This window comes from Cellulophaga baltica 18 (genome assembly GCF_000468615.2).
Classification (GTDB): domain Bacteria; phylum Bacteroidota; class Bacteroidia; order Flavobacteriales; family Flavobacteriaceae; genus Cellulophaga; species Cellulophaga baltica.
In genome coordinates this window covers 3,672,270-3,693,507 of record NZ_CP009976.1, presented here as the reverse complement: position 1 = coordinate 3,693,507, position 21,238 = coordinate 3,672,270, and the positions used below count along the sequence as shown (strand labels likewise).

General features: G+C 34.3%; 17 protein-coding genes. 15 read left to right on the top strand and 2 right to left on the bottom strand.

The window, feature by feature from the left end; genetic code table 11:
- Nucleotides 1-80 precede the first annotated feature (80 nt).
- Entirely contained in the window at nucleotides 81-461 is a 381-nt protein-coding gene (locus M666_RS15835) for a Fur family transcriptional regulator (RefSeq protein ID WP_029446634.1), read from the bottom strand.
- 82 nt (nucleotides 462-543) lie between these two features.
- Here M666_RS15835 and M666_RS15830 point away from each other — a divergent pair, with 82 nt between their 5' ends.
- The 15 genes from M666_RS15830 (at nucleotide 544) to M666_RS15760 (ending at nucleotide 17,783) form a co-directional block, all read left to right on the top strand.
- Nucleotides 544-945 carry a MerC domain-containing protein gene (locus tag M666_RS15830; protein WP_029446633.1) on the top strand — a complete coding sequence of 134 codons (402 nt, stop codon included), beginning with the start codon at nucleotides 544-546 and terminating at the stop codon, nucleotides 943-945.
- 59 nt (nucleotides 946-1,004) lie between these two features.
- Nucleotides 1,005-1,310 carry a GTP cyclohydrolase I gene (locus M666_RS15825; protein WP_316932427.1) on the top strand — a complete coding sequence of 102 codons (306 nt, stop codon included), beginning with the start codon at nucleotides 1,005-1,007 and terminating at the stop codon, nucleotides 1,308-1,310.
- Nucleotides 1,311-1,516: 206 nt separating this feature from the next.
- The gene (locus M666_RS15820) at nucleotides 1,517-2,089 is read left to right on the top strand and encodes a Crp/Fnr family transcriptional regulator (protein ID WP_029446631.1); all 573 of its coding nucleotides are present in this window, start codon (nucleotides 1,517-1,519) and stop codon (nucleotides 2,087-2,089) included.
- A gap of 118 nt (nucleotides 2,090-2,207) precedes the next feature.
- Nucleotides 2,208-2,690: a cupin domain-containing protein gene (locus M666_RS15815; protein ID WP_029446630.1), complete on the top strand. Its 483-nt coding sequence runs from the start codon at nucleotides 2,208-2,210 to the stop codon at nucleotides 2,688-2,690.
- A 31-nt stretch (nucleotides 2,691-2,721) separates the two neighbouring features.
- A complete protein-coding gene (locus M666_RS15810; RefSeq protein WP_029446629.1) occupies nucleotides 2,722-3,819 on the top strand; it encodes an L-dopachrome tautomerase-related protein in 1,098 nt (365 codons plus the stop codon).
- 134 nt (nucleotides 3,820-3,953) lie between these two features.
- Nucleotides 3,954-4,892 carry a cyclase family protein gene (locus M666_RS15805; RefSeq protein WP_082007918.1) on the top strand — a complete coding sequence of 313 codons (939 nt, stop codon included), beginning with the start codon at nucleotides 3,954-3,956 and terminating at the stop codon, nucleotides 4,890-4,892.
- 25 nt (nucleotides 4,893-4,917) lie between these two features.
- Entirely contained in the window at nucleotides 4,918-6,126 is a 1,209-nt protein-coding gene (locus M666_RS15800) for an MFS transporter (protein WP_029446627.1), read from the top strand.
- A gap of 8 nt (nucleotides 6,127-6,134) precedes the next feature.
- Complete coding sequence (locus tag M666_RS15795; protein ID WP_316932426.1) at nucleotides 6,135-7,076, top strand: aldo/keto reductase; 942 nt, start codon at nucleotides 6,135-6,137, stop codon at nucleotides 7,074-7,076.
- Between the two features lie 59 nt (nucleotides 7,077-7,135).
- Nucleotides 7,136-8,095, top strand: a complete 960-nt coding sequence (locus M666_RS15790) for a TIGR03571 family LLM class oxidoreductase (protein WP_029446625.1) — start codon at nucleotides 7,136-7,138, stop codon at nucleotides 8,093-8,095.
- Nucleotides 8,096-8,428: 333 nt separating this feature from the next.
- Entirely contained in the window at nucleotides 8,429-8,935 is a 507-nt protein-coding gene (locus M666_RS15785; RefSeq protein WP_029446624.1) for a peroxiredoxin-like family protein, read from the top strand.
- Between the two features lie 366 nt (nucleotides 8,936-9,301).
- Nucleotides 9,302-9,919 carry a hypothetical protein gene (locus M666_RS15780; protein WP_151198075.1) on the top strand — a complete coding sequence of 206 codons (618 nt, stop codon included), beginning with the start codon at nucleotides 9,302-9,304 and terminating at the stop codon, nucleotides 9,917-9,919.
- Between the two features lie 710 nt (nucleotides 9,920-10,629).
- Nucleotides 10,630-14,427: a thrombospondin type 3 repeat-containing protein gene (locus tag M666_RS15775; RefSeq protein ID WP_029446622.1), complete on the top strand. Its 3,798-nt coding sequence runs from the start codon at nucleotides 10,630-10,632 to the stop codon at nucleotides 14,425-14,427.
- Complete coding sequence (locus M666_RS15770) at nucleotides 14,424-15,113, top strand: hypothetical protein (RefSeq protein ID WP_029446621.1); 690 nt, start codon at nucleotides 14,424-14,426, stop codon at nucleotides 15,111-15,113. Before M666_RS15775 ends, M666_RS15770 begins: the two co-directional genes overlap by 4 nt.
- 43 nt (nucleotides 15,114-15,156) lie before the next feature.
- Nucleotides 15,157-16,551 (top strand): BamB-related PQQ repeat family beta-propellar protein, encoded by a 1,395-nt coding sequence (locus tag M666_RS15765; protein WP_029446620.1) that lies wholly within the window; start codon nucleotides 15,157-15,159, stop codon nucleotides 16,549-16,551.
- 8 nt (nucleotides 16,552-16,559) lie between these two features.
- Nucleotides 16,560-17,783, top strand: a complete 1,224-nt coding sequence (locus M666_RS15760; protein WP_029446619.1) for an SGBP N-terminal domain-containing protein — start codon at nucleotides 16,560-16,562, stop codon at nucleotides 17,781-17,783.
- Nucleotides 17,784-19,350: 1,567 nt separating this feature from the next.
- Here M666_RS15760 and M666_RS15755 read toward each other — a convergent pair.
- Nucleotides 19,351-20,991, bottom strand: coding sequence for a right-handed parallel beta-helix repeat-containing protein (locus M666_RS15755; RefSeq protein ID WP_029446618.1), 1,641 nt, complete (start codon nucleotides 20,989-20,991; stop codon nucleotides 19,351-19,353).
- Between the last annotated feature and the right edge of the window lie 247 nt (nucleotides 20,992-21,238).

The following is a 21,238-nucleotide window of genomic DNA, read 5'->3' as shown; positions in this document are numbered from 1 at the left end:
TTTTTAAGGCATACTGTAAGATGAAAATTTTGAGAAATTAAAGGGTGCTTGTTATTTTTTGGTTACCTATTAAATAAGTGCTACACAAAACACGTTTCGCACCTTCCTTGAATTAATAATTGGGACACCTCTATTTTTCTGTTTGGTATTTTTGGTAGTGTTACACTTACGGCTAAACATTCAACTTTACCACAATTAAGGCATTGAAAATGAGGATGCAGATCCTGATGCTCCGTGGCTGTACACCCATGGCATTTGGCATACCACTTTAACCCGTCTTTCCCTAAAAAAGAATGTAGAACACCATCATCTTCTAATTTATCCAATACGCGATAAATAGTGGTTTTATTAAACGTCGTGCGTAGTTGATCAATAAGTGTTTTCGCGGAAATTGCCACCGCACGGGTATTAAATTCGTTCAATAATACCTCTACAGCTTTTGTTTTTCTGATCACTCCCATAAAACAAATATACTGCAACCCTGTTGCAATAACAAGTTTTATGGCTACATTTGCAACCCAGTTGTATTAACGTGATTTTAGAATGATAGTAGTAAAACAAAAATCGGATATTTTAGGAACTTTAGCGAGTACGTTGTGTCTTCTTCATTGTGTAGCCACTCCGTTTTTATTTCTAGCTCAAGCAGGTTCCACTGCCTTTACAGAATCTCCTCTAACCTGGTGGAAATTTATGGACTATTTCTTCTTAGCTATTTCATTTATCGCTATTCAATGGACGGCAAAAACCACAACCATTAAGTGGCTAGTATCAATGCTTTGGTTAAGTTGGTTGGCATTGGCTGCAATATTATTAAATGAGAAGCTAGAACTCATAGTCTTACCAGAAGCGGCCATTTTCTTGCCCGCAATTGCTTTGGTGACGCTGCACTTGTATAATAGAAAACACTGTAAATGTAACGCGGATAAGTGTTGTGTTAATGAATAATAAAAATCAAAATAGTTAATATTCGTGATACTCATTTTTCTAGTAGTATTAGTGCTCCTTTGCGTGCAGATGCCTTTGTAAAGTCAGATGAGGAAAAGAGTACCAACATTCGGCATCATTTTAAAATGATCACGGAAGAAATGGGCCTAGATTTAACAGATGATAGTCTTCCGGGAACGCCATACCGAGTTGCTAAAATGTATGTGATGGAGTTGTTCTATGGTTTAAGTCCAGTAAACAAAATCGTACTTTCAACATTTGAAAACAAAAACGGGTATAAAAAAATGTTAGTAGAGCAGAATATCACTATAGATTCTGCACGCGAACGTAACTTTGCCTACAGTTGTTTTTTCCTCCGAAAATAGATCTGCAACCCTATAAAATAGCACAAAAAAGTGCTAGGTAGGAGAGAAGTGGAATTTATGTGGAATGAAAATTTAATTACCGGACTAATCAAAATACTTTAAACTCTTATTGATTATTAGAATATCAAAAACTATTTATACCCTTATCATTTAAAAGCGTTACTATTTTTATTTGCGTATTAATTAAAGAAAAGTATTTTTACTTTATGGAAGAAAAACTTCATTTATTAAGACAGCATTTTGAAGAAATTGTTTCTTTAACCGATGATGAGTGGAAGTTTATAATAGCACACTTTGAATATAAAAGTTTGAAAAAGCATCAATTTTTAATTCAAGTGGGGCAACCCGTAGCTTTTGAATATTGGATTATTAATGGTTTGGTAAAAGCGTATTCTATAGATGAAAAAGGCAAAGAACACATTCTTCAATTTGCCATGGAAAACTATTGGGTGAGCGATCATTGTGCTTTTCAGCATCAAGAGCCTGGAACCATTTTTGTAGATTGTCTTGAAGATTCCGAGTTTTTCTGTTTGTCTTTGGAAAACAGAGAAAAGATATGTTTTGAAGTACCTGCCGTTGCCAATTTTTTCAGAATTAAATCCAACCACGGTTACATAAATTTACAGCAAAGAATCTTGTCTTTGCTTACGATGACCGCAGAGAGTAGGTATGAGTACCTATTGAACAAACTTCCAAAATTAATACAACGCGTTCCTAAAAAATTAATCGCTTCTTATTTAGGCGTATCCAGAGAAACTTTAAGTCGTTTTAGTAGTTAAGAGTGACCTACATCACTTTTCAAGATTGATATACATCACAAAAAATCCGTGATGTAGGTCCTCGCACACCCCTTGGTTTTCATAGAATTTTGTATCGAACAATTAAATACAATGTACGATGAAAACTACAAGAACACTTTTTCTATTATTTACAGTAATTGCCATAGGTTTTAATACTTATGCGCAAGAAAACAAAAGACCGTTGATGGGTAACTCTTACGGTATTATCAATATTGATGAATACGTTACGCTACTCCCAAAAAATCATGACGGAATTATTAAAGACATCAGACTAATAGACCGTGAACACGCAGGGGTTAGAATCTTTAGGTTGTATGACGAAGTACCTATGCACTACCACGCAAAATCTGATGCCTACCTCTACATTTTAAATGGCAAAGCAGAATTTTATGTAGCCGATAAAGGTCCTGTTGTTGCAGGAAAAGGCGACTTACTGTTTTGGGGTAAAGGCACAGCACATGGAAACGGAAAAATTTTAGAAGGCCCATTAGACGTACTTGTTTTTGACGCCATAGCCAGAGACCCAAGCGATGTTATTTGGGTAGACCCATCAACCCAAAAGAAATTCTTAGGCAACTAATTAAATCAATTCAATTTTAAAAACAATAACGATGAAAACTATAACAATTATAAAAACAGTCTTGTTCGCACTTGTAATGAATTTTACACTATCAGCACAAGCACAATTAGAAACGATAGCCACATTTCCAGAATCACGACCAGGAAATATAACCGTCTCTAACGACGGAAGAATATTTGTAACAATGAGTGCCCTAAGTGCTTCAAAATATATGGTGAAAGAAATTTTGCCTAATGGAGAAGCTATTCCGTTTGGTGATAAAGAATGGATTGTAAAACCACAAAACGGAAGCATAAAAGGAATCAATTCAACCATCGGAATTCAAGCCGATGCTAACGGAATCCTTTGGGTGTTGGATATGGGTAATGTAAAACAAAATCAGGTTCCAAAATTGGTGGGTTTTGATTTGATAACCGGTAGTGTAACAAAGGTTTTTCCTATTCCAAATACGGTATTATCAACAAAACCTTTTTTACAGGATTTTGTAATCGATGTTAAAAACAACACTGCTGTAATTGCAGATATGACCGATGCGTTAAATCCGCCAATTGCACCAGCTTTTGTGGTGATTAACTTAGAAACAGGTTATATAAGACGAGTTCTGGAAGGGGATGCATCATTTTTGCCTGCTGATGAACCAGTAAAAATTCACGGTAGATTAGTATCCCACCAAAGAAAAGACGGTACTACTATTCAACCAAGATATCCTTTAAACCCAATTTCTATTGATGACGAAAACAACTACATCTACTATGGTGCAATGGGGAATACCAAAATTTACCGCATTTCGGCTGCCGTATTAGAAGATGAAAGTAAGCAAGATAGCGACCTGAATAAGCACATCGAGTTTTATGCCAACAAACCAAAATCTGACGGATTTAAAGTGGGTGCAAACGGAAAAGTATATGTCACCGATGTTGAAAATTCAGCCATTGTAGAAAGTACGCCTGCTGGAATGAAAACCATTGCGCAATCTAAAAAAGACCTGTCTTGGCCCGATGGTGTTGCCATACACGGAGACTACTTGTATATCGTAGCAAACCAGCTTCATAACCTTCCTTTATTGAATGAAGGAAAAGATGCCAGTAAACCGCCTTACTTGGTGTTGAAAATGAAGATTGAAGAGTAAGTATCTCTAAAAAAAGGGGTGATGTATGCGCAATATTAAATGTGACATACATCACTTTAAAATGGTGATGTACCTCCTCGCACACCCCTTGCTTTAATCGGAAATTTGTATCAGAAATTAAAAAACATATAAAAATGAATACAATAGTAAATACATTAAAAACAGTGGCATTAGCAGCTACACTTTTTACTGCTTTAACTACAAACGCACAACAAGTACCAACGTCACCTTATGGTGCAGACGATGAAATTGGCGCACTAAACCTTTTGAATGAAGAAACGGTTTTAGATGCCGTAAAATTGGTGAAAAAAGGAAAAGTATACCGCCTAGGAATGGTGGTAAATGCAGAAACCGCAGCTTTCCGTCACAGATACTTTCATATTGAAACCTTACAACCAGAAACTGCTGCTGCAGGTTCTAACAAATTCACGTACGTAGATGACCAATTAATTGGTTGGACAGGTGTTGGGTCTCAAATAAACGGATTGGCACATTACGGTAGAGACAATGTGCATTATAACGGACATAAAGTAGAAGATTTTTTAACCGTTTCTGGTGTAAAAAAATTAGGGTTAGAAAAATTACCCCCAATTGTTACTAGAGGTGTTGTATTAGATATGCGTTCTTATTACAATCAAGATATTGTAAAAGAAGGTACTGTTTTTACCGTAGAAGACATTGAAAAAGTAGCCAAAAAACAAGGCATTGAAATTCGTAAAGGTGATGTGGTATTGTTCTATACAGGATGGACAAAATTAATGGGTAAAGATGATAAACGCTATTTAGCTGGTGGACCTGGTATTGGTACAGAAGCTGCACATTACTTAGGTAAAAAAGGAATTGTAGCAGCAGGTGCAGATAACTGGTCTTTTGAAGCTGTACCACACGAAAACAGCGCACTTTCTTTTCCTGTAAATCAAATGATGGCAACCGAATATGGTGTACAAGTATTAGAAAACATTCTTGTAGATGAATTGGTAAAAGATAAAGCTTGGGAATTCCTGTTTGTATTAGGTCACCCTTTATATGAAGGCTCTACGCAAGTACAAATAAACCCGGTTGCCATTAAATAAGAATAACAAAAAACGATTAGAAATTATGGAAACATCAACGATAAATAAAGACACAACGGTAGCTAAAAAGAAGGGATTACCGGCAGCATTATGGGCATTGACGATAAGTGCATTTGCTATTGGAACAACAGAATTTGTAATTGTAGGTCTACTATCTACCGTTGCAAATGATTTAGGCACATCATTAACCTCTGCAGGATTATTAGTTAGTTTATATGCTATTGGTGTAGCTATTGGAGCACCCATATTAACCGCCTTAACAGGTAAAATTCCTAGAAAACAGTTATTAATGGGGATTATGGTGTTATTTATAATTGGTAACGGATTAGCAGCCATTGCACCAAGTTTTGAATTATTGCTGTTATCAAGAGTCGTAACAGGTTTTGCGCACGGTGTATTTTTCTCTATCGGTTCTACCATTGCAGCCAGTTTAGTACCTAAAGATAAAAGGGCAACTGCCATTTCTATAATGTTTGCAGGTCTTACCGTGGCTATTGTAACTGGTGTGCCTTTAGGAACATATATCGGTCAGAATTTTGGGTGGAGAGCTACTTTTATTGGTGTTGCTTTATTAGGATTAGTAGGTGCAATAGCTAGTTTGGCTTTGGTTCCTAAAAACATCAAACAATCAGCGCCATTACGTCTTATAGACCAATTAAAGGTGATTAAAAATCCGTCTATTTTATTGGTGTTAGCCATTACTGCATTTGGGTATGGTGGTACGTTTGTCACTTTTACTTATTTAACACCGCTATTGGAAGAAGTAACCGGTTTTTCTTCAGATATGACTAGTATATTTCTTTTAATTTATGGTATCGCCATCGCGATCGGTAATATCATTGGTGGTAAAGTCTCTAACAACAAACCAGGAAAAGCATTATTAGTAATGTTTGCGTTGCAAGCCATAGTATTGTTTGTGTTGTACTTCACGGCTTCTAATCAAATCTTGGCAATTGTAACCTTGTTTTTTATGGGAATCCTAGCGTTTTCAAATGTACCGGCATTACAATTATATGTCGTAAAAATGGCGGAAAAATACTTACCAGGAACCGAAGATGTAGCATCTGCCTTAAACATCGCAGCTTTTAACGTCGGTATCGCGATTGGGGCTTACGTAGGCGGCATGGTGGTAGAATCAAATTTGGGTATTGAAGCCACTCCTTGGGTAGGTGGTATCCTAGTGATTGTAGGATTCTTGTTGACCCTAGTTTTATTCAGAAAAGAGAAAATATAAATAACAGAATGATGACTACATTAAAATTTAGAAATAACGACGAAATGCCAATTTTAGGCTTAGGAACTTTTAGATCTGAACCTAATGAAGTGTACAATGCGGTATTTTCCGCTATTAAAATAGGATACAGACATATAGATTGTGCTGCGGCATACGGTAACGAAAAAGAAGTAGGTAATGCTATTGCTGAAGCCATAAAACAAGGTTTAGTTACGCGTAACGATTTATGGATAACTTCCAAATTATGGAATGCTTCTCACGGAGAGGAAAATGTGATTCCAGCGCTTAATCAGACTTTAGAAGATTTACAACTAGAGTATCTAGACCTGTATCTCATCCACTGGCCAGTAGCTCTTAAAAAAGGAACCGAAATGCCAGAAAAAGCATCCGATTTTATTCCACTTTCAGAGGTGCCATTAACCAATACTTGGAAAGGGATGGAAGCTGCTTTAGAGCAAGGTCTTACAAAACATATTGGAGTGAGTAATTTCAATGAGAATCAGTTGAAAGAAGTATTAGCGACTGCAGTGCATCAACCAGAGCTGAATCAGGTAGAAATGCATCCGTTTTTACAGCAAGAAGCATTACAATCATTTTGCATACAAAACAATATACTGCTAACCGCTTATGCACCATTAGGTTCGCTTGTAGATAAAAATAGCACGCTACGTTTGTTGGAAAATGATACGATACAAACCATTGCCGAAGCAAAACATATATCGCCTGCACAAGTCGCATTGGCATATACGATGCAACGAGGCATTGCCGTAATTCCTAAATCTATAAATGAAGCACGATTGCTTCAGAATTTAGAGACGATAAACCATACGCTTACTGAAGAAGATATGGCGTTGTTTAAGGATTTAGATAAGGGACACCGCTTTATAGATGGTAAATTTTGGGAAGTTGAAAACGGACCATACACTGCAGATAGTATCTGGAATAACTAATCTTGAAAATCATCAAGTGTCTTGACAGAAACCTGATGATTTCAAAAACAAATAACACTATGAATCAATTTGATAAACTATATAGACCAGGTAAAATGACATTGGGTATAGAGTTTCCTTTAGATAACGATTGGTCAACCGAAGGAAATCGCAAACGGTTGGAAGATAACAGACCCTTTGGCGTGCCCGATATCTCCAACCATTTAGCATTGGCACAACAAATTGATGAAGCAGGCTTCGCAGCCTTATGGATGCGAGATGTTCCTGTGTATGATCCTAATTTTGGCGATGGCGCGCAATTGTTTGATACCTTACCGTACTTGGGGTATTTAGCTGCTGCTACCAAAAATGTTTTGTTAGGTACGGCTGCCATTGTATTGCCCTTACAACAACCTATAAAGTTAGCAAAGGCTGCTGCTACCATAGAAAATTTAAGTGATGGCAGGCTTTTATTGGGTTTAGGTTTGGGAGACAGACCAGTGGAGTTCCCGATGTATAATATCGATTATAAAAAAAGACCTGAAATCTTTAGACAAAATCTTGATATCATCGAAGAAGCTTGGAAAACTAATAGCGATTTAAAATCTAAGTATGATTTTTTAAGTAGTGACATTGAAGTGTATCCAAAACCGAAGAAAGACATTCCGCTTGTAGTAGCGGGCCATTCCGGACAAAGTATTAATTGGATTGCCAAAAACGCACAAGCTTGGTTTAATTATCCAAGACCCGTAGCAGAAACTTTAGAAAACAGAAAGTATTGGTGTAATGCTTTGTATGATGAAGACCAAGCAGCAAAACCTTATATTTCTGCCATACATTTAAACCTATCTAAAGATGATAATGCAACTTTTAACCCACAACGATTTGGTGGTACGGTAGGCATCAACCATCTTACCGAATATTTAAAGTCCTATGAAAATGTGGGAGTCAATCATATGGCTATCAACCTCAGAAAATCTGAAACACCAGTTAGTGAAGCCATTGCTAAAATTAAAGATGTGGTGTTACCTGAGATTTAAAATGAAACTAAAAACGGTCTAAGAGAAATTTAGTTCCTAGTAGGTTTATTATTTTAAGGATTCTGGAACCTCCTGCGTCGGTTGGGTATAAAATAGGGGAGAGGAATGGCTATATAGTGCGCGGCTCTGATAAACCAAATATTTTATAGAACAAAAACTTCAACCACCTTACATTGGAGCATAATAAAATTACAGTGATATTTTTAAACGCTGGTAGCCAATAAATTGAATACTAAAGCTTTAGTGGTTTGAAGCAATAATTTAAACATATGTGTCAACCATAACTCCTTTTTACGACTAAATTATGCATCAATAAAATATAATAATAAAAGCATGATAAAACCGAGACAAAAAGCACCCGAGTTAGAAATTAAATTAGTGAATGATACCACGTGGAAACTTAGTGATCAATCACCTGAAAATTTTACCATGATCTTGTTTTACAGGGGTAAACATTGCCCTGTATGTAAATCGCAGTTAGAAGAGTTACAGAAAAAATTAGATAAGTTTATACAACGTGGAGTTTCTGTAATAGCCATTAGTACGGACACAGCCGAAGTTGCCAAAGCCACGTATGACGAATGGGAGATTTCAGATATTCCATTGGGTTATGGTTTACCTATAGAAGAAGCCAGAGAATGGGGTTTATTCATTTCTGAAGGTATTAAGAACGAGCCTAAACATTTTACCGAACCTGGATTGTTTTTGTTAACACCAGAACAAACAGTTTATTGGGAATCTATACAGTCTATGCCATTTGGTAGACCTGGTTTTAACGATGTTTTAGGTGGTATCGACTATATCTTAAAAGCAGATTATCCTGCTAGAGGAGAGGCATAGTATTCTTCATTAAAAAGCTAAAAAAATTAAAAAGTTGATGTAAGCGTGAGTTTCATCAACTTTTTAGTTTATAATAAATAGCAATTTAAATTAATAGTAGATTCTAATTGAACGTACGATTATATACCATTAAAAAGATAGAAAAAACTAGGTTACGAAGTTCTGTAAATAGTTACTTGTTAAAATTTTGTACCTTCGAAAAGGTTAATAAAATATATTAAAAAGCCCTTTAATTATGGTTTTTTATTAAACAGCTCAAACATTCTTTCTAATTATATGATGGTAAAAGTACAGGGTTATTTACAATCCGATATTAAAAATTTTTTTAGGTTCTCAGAAAATTATAGCACAAAGCCAGCATATTTTATGATGCTTTTTTTATGTGTTGTAACCTACGGATACAGTCAGCAAACGTTTGATGCTGCTAATAAGCAATATGACGTTTTACAAGAAAGAATAAAAAAGAAAGACACCTTAATACATTATATCACAAAACATTATGAGTGTTCTCAAGTATTATCAGGAAGAATTGATTATTACTATGAGGCAGACAAGCTTGTATTAATTAATCATTTATATAAACAAGGACTTGCAAACCTTTGGACTTCAGAAGATTATTTTATCATAGATGATACACTAAAAATAAAAACCTTAACTACGGAAGAAACAATTCACCTTAATACGGAGTATAAAAAAGATGAAAAAGGATCATCATCTATACGTGTAGAAAAAGTAATAGAAGTTGTTGAACAACGAATGTTTTTTGACAGTAATACTACTAGTACATGTTTTGCAAGAAAGCATGCAAAAAATGGACTTGATTGGGATGCTGCTTATTTTAATTCTTTAGCGTTAAAAGAAAGTAATTGCATAGAATATGATGACGAAATACGCGATAAATACAAACTACTCAGGAAGGCTGAAAAGAAATTAAATGTAGGGTACTCTTATAGAAAACAACAATGTATTTTTTATATGTGGTAAATGAATAGTAGCTCAATCAAGATTTTTATAAAAACACGTAAAAAACCTATCTAATTTTTTAGTCTGGCTTAATTTTTTTACGCTAATAATTAGCCGTTTTGTCAACACATTAAACTTTCACATAAATACTGACGATATAGACCTAAAGGCGCTATAGCCACAGTTATGCAAAACAGAACTGAAAAAGTTCTATTCGCCGTTTAACCCACTCCCAGCCGCACCAGTCTTGCCGCCAATCTAAAATGTCACTTTTTTTAAATTTTAATTCTAAAAAACTTCTTTGAAAAGGTAATGAAACCGAGCCCTTTTGCGAGGTTCATGAATTCCTTTTAAAAACAAATAACTAGCAATGAATAAACACTTATTATGAGACCCGACGGTAGGAGGGGAGTGTAATGGGTGTGGAATGGTATTTTACTATAATTTTAATCGATTACGGAATTGCAATTAAAAGATGCTGACGGGTCATCTCCAAATTTCTCCGATAAGGAATAAACAAAAACAGAAATGACAAAATGGATAACATATTAAACAGGTAAATTGTTAGAGACGAAGGTTAAATAAACGATTATTTTGTAGTCGTTTGTAGGTTCACCTGATTTATTGACATTTAATCTATATGGACTTTATTTTTTACAAAATAAATAAAAAAAAGACTTATTTTTCCCACAAAATATAAGGCCTTTAAAACCCAACCAACTAATAGTTTTATGAAAAAAATCTCATTTCTGATTTATTTTTTGTTTTTTTTTCAAACAATCTTACAGAGTCAAATATTAGATGCTTCACTATTAGAACTAAAATTTTCTAATGATGGATATCCTGAAAAATTCACAAAGGTTGAAAATGGTTTTTTCTTTAGTTCAGAAGATGATCAATTATGGTTTTCTGATGGCTTAATTGAAAATACATATTTGGTAAAAGATTTTGAATCAGGAACATATGATGATATTACATCTTTAACCCCAGTTGGAAGGAAAGTTTTTTTTGTTGCTGAAAATGGCAGTGATAATAGAGAATTGTGGGTGTCTGACGGTACTGGGGAAGGGACTATTCAGCTGACAGATCGAAATGTAAATTATAGTACTGAAGGTATTTATAATATTATTGAGTATAATGGAAAAGTATATTTTGGAGCATATAGTGAAACTTATGGAAATGAGCTTTGGGTAAGTGATGGCACTTCTATTGGGACATTTGTTTTAAAAGATATTTCAGAGAGTGCCAATAGTTCTCCTAAAGATTTTTTTGTTTTTAATAATAAATTAATTTTCAAGGCTATTACAGATGATAACAAGTATGATTATTGGTCTACAGACGGAACAGAACTGGGTACTGTTCTTTTAAAAAATTTTCAAGAAGACAGCATTTATGGTGCAGTTTCTGAAGGTCAAGTTATTTATAATGGGAATTTCTATTTTTTTGCAAATAATGGAGTAACAGGTTATGAATTGTGGAAAAGCGATGGTACAACACAAGGCACACAATTGTTCAAAGAAATTTATCCTGGTAATTATAATAGTAGTAATAGCATGAATGGACTTATTGTAAATAATAAATTATTATTTTTTGCAAATGATGGAGTGAATGGAAATGAACTTTGGAAGACAGATGGAACAACTGAAGGAACCTCATTATTTAAAGACCTCAATCCTGGATCAGGATCTGGAATTCAATATAATGGAATATTACATTTAGTAGGAGATTTGATTTATTTTACGGCTTCTGATGGAGCAGAACAATCGGGTCTTTGGGTAACTGATGGAACAGAACAAGGAACTATTTTTTTAAATTCCGCAACTCCACAAATTTTAGAGGGTAATGTAGCAGGAACTCATGCAGTTTACTTTGCATATAATGAAAATTATAAAAGTGCATTGTGGAAAAGTGATGGTACACCTAATGGTACTAATGTTATTTCAGAAGATGTTGAAGTTACTAATATCTCCGTTTCAGAGCAAGGTTTTCTTGCTTATGGAGATCGTATTTTTTTTAACGGAAACAATAAAGCCAATGGAAATGAATTGTGGGTAACAGATGTTACCTCTGAAGGAACTAAGCTATTTTTTGATGTAAACCATAGATATGGCGTTAGTCCTTCCTTGTTAACTGAAGTTGGTGACCAACTCTTTTTTAGGGGAAATAATGATGGGTATTATGAACTTTGTGTGAGCGATGGTACAATTGAGGGCACAAATTATCTCCCCATTAATCCTGATGGCCAAGGTGTTGATGACGAATCAGAATTTATTAATTTCAATGGTAAGCTAGTAGTAAGTGCTAATGATGGGGTTCATGGTTATGAGTTATGGATTAGCGATGGCACCAAGGAAGGTACAAAGATGATAAAAGATATTAATACTGGTAGTGGTAGTAGTATGTACAACGAACTTAATGTTAAAACCCTAACAGTAATCAACAATCGACTATATTTTATTGCTGATGACGGAATCTATGGTTCTGAATTATGGACTAGCGATGGCACAGAATCTGGTACCTATCGGGTCACTGATATTGCCAAAGGAGTAAATAATCATTATGGAAGTTACCCACAAAATTTAGTTTTGCTCGATGATTATATATATTTTTCAGCTTCTGACGGAACAGGATCTGCTCTTTACAAAACTAATGGTACAGAATCTGGCACTAATAAGATAATAAATTTAAATAGGTTAGAATCTATAAGTGTGATCAATAATAAATTAGTAATGATAGCTGAAACTTCAGGTACTTCTTATGGACCACATGATTTATGGGTTTCAGATGGTACTGCTGAAGGAACTAATCATTTAATGTCTTTTGGAGATGGTATAGATAGTAATATTCAGTTTACTACAGTTTTAAATGATGAATTATATTTTGTTGCACGTTTTCCATACAACCCAAATGGTAATAATGAAAGGTATGGTAAGTCTATTTTTAAAACAAATGGTACTCTTGAAGGTACTATTCCATTATTTGTAGGTAGCGAACACCCTATACATAATCCTGATATTGATAATATTCTTACATGCGGAGACTACGTTTATTTTGGCATACAAGAATCTCTTGGATTTGGAAATAAAGAACTGTGGCGAACCAGCGGTGCTTTAGAAACAACTATAAAACTTGTAGGACAGGAAGAAGGGGAATATAACTCTGTTAATAACCTGGCCTGTTTTAAAGATAACTTGATTTTCACACAATACTCCTCTGACTTTCAAATTTGGATAACTAATGGGCAACCTGATAAGGTTATAGGGTTAAACTTTAATATATCAAATGGTTCACCGCTATCAGGGTCGCCTTTTTATTTTACAAGTGTCGTAAATAAATTATATTTTGAAGGCACTTCTACAGAAAGTGGTAGTGAAATATATGTCGCAAATCCTTTGAGGATTCGTCCAGAAGGTACACTTGAAGATAACGATGAGGATGGCGTAATAGATCTTTTTGATGAATGTACTGAAACACCTTCAGGAGAATCTGTAAATGATGAGGGTTGCTCAGAAAGCCAACTTGATGATGATGAGGATGGTATTTCGAATGAATTAGATGAATGTCCTGAAACTCCAATGGGTGAAGCTGTTAACTCAAATGGATGTTCTGAAAGTGATTTAACCGATGAAGATAAAGATGGTGTAAATAATAATCTTGATCTCTGCCCTAATACCCCTTTAGGAGAATCTGTTGATGAAAATGGGTGCTCTCAAAGCCAGCTAGATGATGATGTAGATGGCGTGATGAATAACCTCGATATTTGCCCCGAAACTCTCCCTATTTATGAAGTGGATAACAATGGATGTCCGGTATTATTTGAATTACCTTCAGACAATTTCACAATTGAAGTAACGGGAGTATCATGCGTAGGTAAAAATAATGGGAAATTATCAATTCTTGCAGAAGAGCCCTTCAATTATACCGCAACAATTGATGGAGATGAATATACTTTTTCATCTAAACTTTTGATTCAAAATCTATATTCCGGATCGTATAATCTTTGTATAACTATCGAAGGAGAGCTTGATTTTCAAAGATGTTTTAATCTAATAGTTGAATCAGCATCCGAAATTTCTGGTAAATCAACAACGTCGGTTTTCAATGATAAAGTATCAGAATTAATAGAAATAGACTCAGGAACTCCACCGTACATCGTTTCATTAAACGATAAAGATATTATGACTACGTCTTCATTAGTATTCAATGTTGATGTATCTTATGGAGATACCTTAAAGGTTTCTTCAAAATTTGAATGTGAGGGAGTACTAGAGAAAGATATAGTTACAGGTAGTGAATTGTTAGTTTATCCAAACCCTACCATGGATTTGGTTAACATTCTTATCGCTGAAAAAAATGTTTCTGATGTTGTGCTCAAATTATTCGACTCTCAACAAAGGTTGCTATCGTCAAAAAAACATAATATATCAAATGGAAAGGTTCAAATATCTATTGCAGACAAACCATCTGGAGTATACTTTATAAAACTTGAGTTACATAGCCCATTGATGTTTAAAATAATCAAGCAATGAAAAAATACCTACTAACTTTAATAATTGTGTTGGTTTTTGGTTGTAAAAAATCTGATGATGCAAGTCCAATCGTGGAGCCAGAAACTTTAAATACAGCACCAACGGTTCCAGTAAAAACTTATCCGACAAATGGACTTCTCTGTACTGAAAATCCACTTGAGTTTAAGTGGAATTCGGCAACTGATAAAGAGGGGGATGTTATATCTTATGAACTTGAAATAGCTAGCGATGCAGGGTTTAACAACATTATTGAAAGAGTAACAATTAATAGTACTAGTAAAATTTTGGTTTTAGAGAAGGGTATTGAACTCAACTGGCGGTTAAGGTCTAAAGACACTCAAAATGAAGTTAGCCCCTATTCACCAAATTGGAAATTTTATACTGAAGGTGATGGGGTGATTAATTATGTTCCTTTTACGCCTAGCTTAATCGCTCCTATTCTTGATACGAAAGTTTCAGGTAGTATGGCAAAATTAGAATGGTCATCAAGTGATGTTGATAATGACAGCCTTAGTTACGATATTTATTTTGGGGAAACTACACCTCCTGCCTTGTTTGATGAAAACATAACAAATACGAGTTATGAAATCAATATAAACCCAAACCAAACCAACTACTGGAAGATAATCGTTAAAGATGGAAAAGGCGGAGAAGCTATTGGTGCTATCTGGAAGTTTAAAAGTTGATTAATTTTAATATCCCTATTAATTATATCTCTAATTTTGACTAATGAAATATATTGCTGTTTTACTAATTATCTTATGTTTGTCATGTTCATCAGACGATAACACTCCGGCTCCAACGCCAAATTCGGCACCCCAATCTATAAAGATTGATGCAATTACTTTTGAAGGAGAAAATGTTACTATAGATTGGAGTGATGCCCAAGATGCAGATGGGGATCAAATCTTTTACAAACTTTACATAAATTCAGTTTTGATAAAAGAATCTACCGAATCTATAGCTACTTCAATTCTAAACTATAATTCAGAATATTCAGGAAGAATTATCGGTACTGATAAAAAGGGAGGTGTTGTGGAAATCGATTTTGAAATTTCAGCTCCAAAAAGTAAAATACTTTTTTATACAGATGGTTTTAGTTCACTTATTGCATTAGACCTATATACTTTAAAACCCATGTGGTCTGCACAGACTTCATCTTTAGAAAGCCATACCATTTCAGATAATCTCATTTATTCTGGAATAGAAGCTATTAATGGTATAGATATTCTTTCTGGGGAAATAAAATGGACAAGTACACCTAACACAAATAGCAATAATATTCAATATAGAAACATTATTCTAGACGACACTAATGTTTTTGCGTTTGGTCCTAATTCAACTTTATATTGCGTAAATAAGAATTCCGGTGGAAAATTATGGGAACGTAGCTTTCTTAATTATTACGCACAATTGGCAATAGATGCAGATAAAGTATTTGTAAGTAGTAGGAATAATGATCATCTATACGCTATAAATAAACTAACCGGACTAACAGATTGGAGCTTTTTAATAACAGTTAATAATAGTAATCCAGGTGCTTCTTCACAAATAAAGACGAATCCGTTAATCGTTAATGATGCTATCTATTTTGGTGATAATCATGGTAATTTTTATTCTCTTAATAAAAATACAGGATTACAAAACTGGATAATCCATTCAAATCAATTTGAAACGTATTATCCTTCTCCAACTCAATTTAAAGAATCCGTAATTGTAGGCACCTATAATACACTCTATGCCTATAACCAAAATAATGGATCTACTATATGGGAGTATAAACCTAATAATGGTACATTAGAAACCTCTCCTTTTATCTATAATGATAAAGTTTATATTGGAGTATCAAAGAATGGAAGTGGCGAGTTGTTATGTCTAAATGCAAATGATGGATCTCTGATTTGGAGATTAGATTTAGAAAATAACACTACATCTTCACCCATTGTATTCGAAAATACTGTATACATAGGTGATTGGAATAAGAATATGTATGCAGTAAATGCTGAAACAGGAACACTAGATTGGAAAATTAAAACCGAAGAGATGATTTTTCGTTCTCCAACAATTGTAGTCGGTGCTTCGGAAACTGTAATTTATTCAAGTGTTAGCGGATTAAAAAATTAAATTGTAAAATGAAAAATATAATCTTTATTCTAGTATTATTTGTTGGTGTATTGTCTTCGTGTAAAAAGGACGATGCTCCAGAGACGCCTAAAGAAGTAGTTTTGAGCACGGAAAATCAAATAATATCTTTTCAATTAAACATTGAAGGAACATTAGTAACTGGTTCTATTGATGAGACCAACAAACTAATAACACTAGACACAGAAGATGCAGATGTAACATCCTTAGTTCCAATAATAGAATATTCAGATGACTCAACTATTTCACCAGCAGTAAATGTCTCTCAAAATTTTGAGAATGAAGTCGCATATACAATTATCGCAGAAAACGGAGACTCAAATATCTACCGGGTAGTTGTTAACAATATAAGTTCTAATACAGCTATACTAAATTTTCAATTATTAATTAATGCCAAAACTTATGAAGGTACAATAGATAATGATTCTAAAACTTTGTATGTCGAAACAGATTATACCTTAGACACTGCAGATATTGTATTTTCTTTACCTGAAGGAACGTCAATTACACCTGTACTAGAAGGTACTCCAAATTTCTACCTACCTATTGAATATATGGTAACAGCTGAAAATGGTGAAATAACTATTTATACGTTAACTACTAAAGCTTATTATTTTTTTGACAATAACTCCAACCATTTATTTTATAGTGACGCTACTGCTGGATTTTCAGGAACAGGTCTAGATTTGACAATACCAAATTCCTCAATTATTATAGAGAATGAACAAAACTCTTATACCATACAAAACACAATAATATCAAACTCTTCTACTTATACAAATGGAATGCCTTTTGATGCGTTTAGATGTACTTTTCCTGATAATATTACTACAGCTACCGATTATAAGATAAAATATTTAATAGATGGAGAAGTTAAAACCGTATCCGATTTTAATATTGATGTTTTAGCGGAAAATGTGCCTGTTATCACTTCTTTAAATCAAGAAAAATATGCTTGGAATGATATTTTAATTATTACTGGTGAAAATTTACCCGATATTATTTCTATTCCTTCAAATGGGTCCCTTTTTATTATTCAAAATTCAAATAGTTACGACTTAACTGTCAATAATGATAGAACCCAACTAACTCTTACACTTGACTACTCCTATTTATTTCCTTCTTATTTTGGAAGACCTGAGGGAGAAAAAACCATTACTTTATATGGAACAAACCGTAGAATTGGGACTACAATTAATACTATTTTTAAATAGATTATAGTACCAGTAATTTCTATAATGTTAATTGAATACTCTTTTTACGAAACGACAATAGGAGCGAAGTGGAAAATTATTTACTAGTCAAGCTCAATGCCTACATTTCGCTCTAAGCTGAAAATGTACTTTGCGTACATTTTCTTTACGCTCTGCCATGTTTCAAAATTATCTGCAAACCTATATTTTTTTTGTTTCGCCACTGAATTAACTCGCTCAAAGTATACTTTACCGTAAAAGAAAAGAAATTCCAATAAACATCTAGGTGCTAAATGCCAACGCTTGGGTTTAGAATCAATACCTATAAAAAATCACGTAAAAAGAAACATTGAGTATGCTCTTAAAAGTGGAGATGGAGAGAGGAAGAGAAGGTTTTTAGAACGTAATTTTTAATCTATGCTTTTTTTTCCGGCCTAAGAGAATTTTGGTAAAACAATAGGCGAGGGGAGCGACCATATTCTAGAGAACTCGCAATACAGTTTGTTAAACAGTAATATGTTTCAAGAAGTTCAAAGCAGTCTTAAGAGTTAAAATGCATTCTAGAATATAGCGATTAAGCCGTACATTGTTTCCAAAGTTATCTGAAGCCTTGATTTTTTTGTTTCGCCGCCGCCTCGTCGCGCTCAAAGTATACTTTGCCGTATCAAGAAAAAAAGATAAAATATTTCGGTTACAGGTTACAATGCTGAAAGTCTATTTTACATAATAATAAAAGCACCTAAAGGAAAGATTCAATTAAGACGAGAAGTTAGTAAGTGTGCAATTATCTCGCAGAGTAATTTTGTACTCTTACGGCAAGCTGACAAGAATTCTCTAAAAAAATCTTGCAGGGTTTTTCTCGAACCTGTCTGCCGACAGGCAGGTACGCGAATTTTAATAAGAGTAAAAAGGTTAGCTTTTATTTTAGCGCTGGCAAGTGTTGGAAGTTATTCGCAGATTTTTAGAGTTCTGAAGTTTCGTGAGAATCGCATATTTAAAATTATAGGAGCCATTGTACTGAATATCCAATTTAAACTAACATTCCAGTAAAACGGCTTTTACATAATTGCTATCGATATAAGTCTAAAGACGTTATATCTGCAACTATGTAAAATAGAACTGAAAAAGTTCTATTCGCCGTTTTTACTCATAATACTTATTTGTTCTATAATTTATATTATGTAAAATAGAGTTTTTCAGGACCTCTTTACTTTTGTAAAATTGCTATCCCGTTTAGACTTATAAGTCAATGAATACATAATGCCACTTGCTTCGTCTCGCCGACTTTCTAAATCATCCACAGGATAATTCAAAAAGCTTGCGTATGTAAAATAGAAAATATAGGAACTCCTCTCTCAATTGAATCAAACATAACTAAATTATCACTTGTTCTGTAGGTTCATCTATAAAACCTATAAGTCCAACGCTTCATCTCGCCGCTATTTAAAATCATCCTTGAGTTAATCTCAAATACGCCTGTATTCTGATTCGCTAAAACAAAAAAACTCACGTACAAAAAACAAATGTCTTTACGTACGTGAGTAAAATTTTTAAATAGCAATCTATAGCAGCTTATAAACTTAATTGTTTAGTTGGTATAAGCTCCCATATTCCATGCGCCAGTAGTTGGTCTAGCCACCTGGTTGATATCAACTTTTATGTTAAGTTCGTATAAAGATTCAAAATGATCATACACATCTAATGTTAAAGCACTAGGAGTTAATCCCGCAGCTACGGCAGTACTAGCTGCTTGCAAAGAGAAATCATTAGCATCTACAAATAAAGGATCTGCACTAATACAGCCTTCGCCTTTATCAAATGCAGCTTGAAAACTTTCTAGATCATGAGTAACACCATTACTCCAGGTTATTTTAGCTTCAGCATCAAAATGATTATTTCTAAGTGTAGATAGTGTTCCAGTTTGGTAACTGTCTTCTAACATCACATCAAAATCTCGTGTATTAGAAAATACATTGTTTTCAATGATCATGGTAGAGTTATAATAGCCATTAGCAACTGCAATATCACTATTGACAATGGTATTATTAATGATGTATCTTGGTGTAGCTCCATTGTTTATTTCTATTCCTAAACCACTGGTAGCACCATTATGTGCAGTACCATCTATAGTAGCATCATGTATAAAGTTCCCAATAATAAAAACACTTTTTCCATTAGTACCTGCACCGCCATTATCACTACCTCCGCGAATACCAGTGTATGCATTATAAATTTCGTTATAAAGTATCCACACACGATCTGGAGCATATTGAAAACCAATTCCTTTTGCGGGTGACCATGGGGTATCTATAATATCATGAATTACATTTTCACTGATGATAATATCTAAGGCATATTTTATTCCGATACCAGCTTGCGCAATATTAAAAATATGGTTCCGCGCAATATATATATGATGTGCTGTCGGTTGGTTTTCCAAGGTCCCGGCTTCTACTTGAAGTCCGGCAGACGAGTTACTAAATTCATTATTTACGACCCACATGTTACTAGTATAAGATTGTATAGAACACCCACGGGCATCAATATCTACATCTGAATCAAGCGGGCCAATTCTATGTGCTTTATTATTGTATATAATAATATCTGAAGCTGGATCATCTTTTAAGCCTACCGTATTTATTAAAACACCGCCAGCAACATCAACTTCACCTTTCATTTCACTATTTCTAATTAAGATGTGATCTACAGGAGATCCTGGTTGGTTTGAACCCAATTGTATTCTCCCACCAGAATGAAAATAAAAACCATCTAGATAAACATAACTACCGGATAACAGCATTTTTTTATCTGTAATCTCTGCTTTATTTTCAGTATCACTAACCACCCAAACAGGTCCGCTTTCTCCGGCTATCCATGTTTCGCCAGTTCCTTCGCCTCTAAGTTTTATATCGTTTTGTATGTAATTATAATTACCTGAAACCACCACATATGACCCTGCAGGAACAGGATATGGAATTGTTTTACGTGGTGCACTTGGCGTTCCGTAGGTATTATCAGTATCAGAACCCACGGCATATTCCACAAAATAATAACCAATTTGCTCGGTATCCCAAGTAGCTGGTCTTTCTGGGCTAGCCATATCTGGAGAAATCCATGCATCGGGAACACCAATAGCGGCTAAATAGTCGCCCGTAATTCCGGAAGTTGGGGACCCATCATCTAATACCGTATCTAATTCGCCATCACTGCTGCAACTTGCAATGCTCATGCATAGTATTCCTATGCAGGTAATTTTAATAAAAAATTTGTTCACGTTTCTTTTTTGGGATTAGATAGATTTGGTGTTACCTATCTAAACTAGCGATTCTGGAATTTATTGCAGCTAAGTAGCAAATGAATTTAGTTGTAAGATATTTCTTATGGTTGTTTTTGGTGATTGTAACTAACTGTAGTGTAGTTAGTTATGAAACAAGAATAGCATCAGGGGAAATCTAAATTATACTGTAAGTAAAAGG